Source organism: Halomonas sp. 707D4, from assembly GCF_024158685.1.
Taxonomy (GTDB): Bacteria; Pseudomonadota; Gammaproteobacteria; order Pseudomonadales; family Halomonadaceae; genus Vreelandella.
The window spans coordinates 1-2,281 of record NZ_JAMZBD010000481.1 but is presented as its reverse complement, the minus strand read 5'-3'; the positions used below and the strand labels follow the sequence as shown (position 1 = coordinate 2,281).

Sequence of the window (2,281 nt, the reverse complement as noted above, 5' to 3'; positions counted from 1 at the left end):
GCAGCAGGAGCGTCGACTTGCCAGCGCCGGGGTTGCCGCCGAGCAGCACCGCCGATCCTGGCACCAGGCCACCGCCGAGCACGCGGTCGAACTCGGCGAAGGTCGAACTCAGCCGCGGCACCTCGCTCAAATCGACGTTGCTCAAGTCGACCACGTCCCGGGAGAGATCGCCTGCATAGCCGCCGCGCCCGGTAGACGAGGCGCTGCCGCCGGGCCGGGCGCTCGCCAGCCGGATCTCGGTCAGGGTGTTCCACTCGTTGCAGCTCGAGCACTGGCCCTGCCACTTGCGGTATTCGGCACCACACTCGGTGCATACGAAGGCGCTCTTCGCTTTTGCCACGCGCTCTGCTCCTGTTTCACTGGCCGGCGATGCTGCCGGGGTCTTGCCTTGCGGTCAGGCAAAAACGCAAAAGGCGGCCCGTGGCCGCCTTTTCGAACCCTTCCCGCGCTTACTGACGCTGCAGTTGCAGCATCTCGCCGTTCTCGAAACGACGACGCTCGGGGTCGATCAGCTCGAGGGTGCGATCGCTGATCTTCTGGAAGTAGTAGATCTGGCCATCGCCATCGGGCGTCAGTTCGTAGACGGTGGCGTCCGGGTCGGAAGGCGTACCGGTCAGCACTTCCCAGTTACCGGCGTAGTTCTCGTCCGGCGGGGTCTGGGGATGGTTGCGATAGCTGGCCGTCAAATCGAAGGTCCGCTCCTGCGGGGCGCTGGTCTCGCTGCCTTCGAGGGTCACGTTCAGATCGATGCCGTCGCAGTTGCGACACGGCAGCGTGCCCTGGTAATTCGCCTGTGACGCGCTCACACCGGGAGCCGTCTCTTGCTGATCGGTTTGGCCAGCTGCGCAGCCCGCCAGCAGTGCCAACATAGCCGAACCGGCTAGCAAACTCCTTAATTGCATTGGGTGTCTCCTTATCGTGTTGGACATACAATTCTTTTGCGCGCTTATGACAGCATAACTGCTTGAAGGTGCGACGCCCACCCCCACGGCGGCAATCGCGCCGAGACGCTTGCGCTCACCGGGGCATGGGGCCACCATAACGCCCTGATCAAGGATAAGCAGGTTACCGCACATGAGCCAACTTTGGAGCCCCGCCGTTCGGTCGCTGACGCCCTACGTGCCCGGCGAGCAGCCCACCGAGCGCCTCGTCAAGCTCAATACCAACGAGAACCCCTACCCGCCGGCCCCCGGTGTGGCGCAGGCGCTGCGCGATTATGCCACGGATCACTTGCGGCTTTACCCGGACCCCGCCTCGCTGGAACTCCGCCACACGCTCGCTAAGACGCTGGGCGTGGGCGTCGAGCAGACCTTCGTGGGCAACGGCTCCGACGAAGTGCTCGCCTTCGCGTTCCAGGCGTTCTTCTGCCACGCGGCGCCGCTGGACGTGCCCGACATCACCTACAGCTTCTATCCGGTCTACGCCAAGCTGTACGGCATCGAGCTGCGCAAGCACCCTCTTGACGACGATTGGCAGGTCGACCTCGACGCTCTGAGCGCAAGTGGAGAACGCAGCGGCGTGATCCTCGCCAATCCCAACGCGCCCACCGGTCACGCCCACTCCCTGCAGGCCCTCGAGGCACTGCTCGAGCGGGTGACGGATCGCGTGGTACTGATCGACGAGGCCTACGTCGATTTCGGGGCGGAAAGTGCCGTGGCGCTGGTCGAGCGCTACCCCAACCTGCTGGTCACCGGCACCTTCTCCAAGTCGCGCAGCCTGGCGGGGCTGCGCCTGGGCTACGCCATCGGCGACGCGGCGCTGATCGATGCGCTGGAACGGGTCAAGGACTCGTTCAATTCCTATCCCATCGACCGCCTGGCGAGCGCAGTGGGCATCGCGGCGCTCGAGGACAAGGCGCACTTCGATGCGTGCCGCAACAACGTCATGGCGACTCGCGAGCGTACCGTATCGCGCCTCGAGGCGCTGGGCTTCGATGTACTGCCCTCGAAGGCGAACTTCGTGCTGGCCCAGCATCCCCGCTTCGAAGGCGCCCAGCTGTTCGCCGGGCTGCGTAAGCGCGGCATCCTGGTGCGCCACTTCAATACCCCTGTGCTCGCCAACTTCCTGCGCATCACTATCGGGACCGACGACGAGATGGATAGCCTGGTAGAGGCACTGGAAGCGCTCTGCGGCTAGTTTGACAGCTTCAGCACACCGCCCTGCCCCGATGGCAGGGCTTTTCTTGACGCCCATTTACAGGCACGAAAAAAATCCCCCGCCTCATTGAGACGGGGGATTTTTCGAATAGGTGCCTGACGATGACCTACTCTCGCATGGGGAG

At 64.3% G+C, this 2,281-nt stretch carries 2 protein-coding genes and 1 pseudogene; 1 reads left to right on the top strand and 2 read right to left on the bottom strand.

Annotated elements, in window-relative coordinates; all coding sequences use genetic code 11:
- Both BIS11_RS15525 and BIS11_RS15520 read right to left on the bottom strand, forming a co-directional pair.
- Nucleotides 1-340 (bottom strand): annotated as a pseudogene (locus BIS11_RS15525) (DNA repair protein RadA); the annotation flags it as partial.
- Nucleotides 341-449: 109 nt separating this feature from the next.
- A complete protein-coding gene (locus BIS11_RS15520) occupies nucleotides 450-902 on the bottom strand; it encodes a copper resistance protein NlpE N-terminal domain-containing protein (protein ID WP_253426658.1) in 453 nt (150 codons plus the stop codon).
- Between the two features lie 172 nt (nucleotides 903-1,074).
- Here BIS11_RS15520 and hisC point away from each other — a divergent pair, with 172 nt between their 5' ends.
- Nucleotides 1,075-2,136, top strand: a complete 1,062-nt coding sequence (gene hisC, locus BIS11_RS15515) for a histidinol-phosphate transaminase (RefSeq protein WP_253426654.1) — start codon at nucleotides 1,075-1,077, stop codon at nucleotides 2,134-2,136.
- The last annotated feature ends 145 nt before the right edge of the window (nucleotides 2,137-2,281 follow it).

Bases quoted from the DNA above. Each gene is read 5' to 3' on its own strand.
- BIS11_RS15520 (WP_253426658.1), bottom strand. From the start codon at position 902: ATGCAATTAAGGAGTTTGCTAGCCGGTTCGGCTATGTTGGCACTGCTG.
- hisC (WP_253426654.1), top strand. From the start codon at position 1,075: ATGAGCCAACTTTGGAGCCCCGCCGTTCGGTCGCTGACGCCCTACGTG.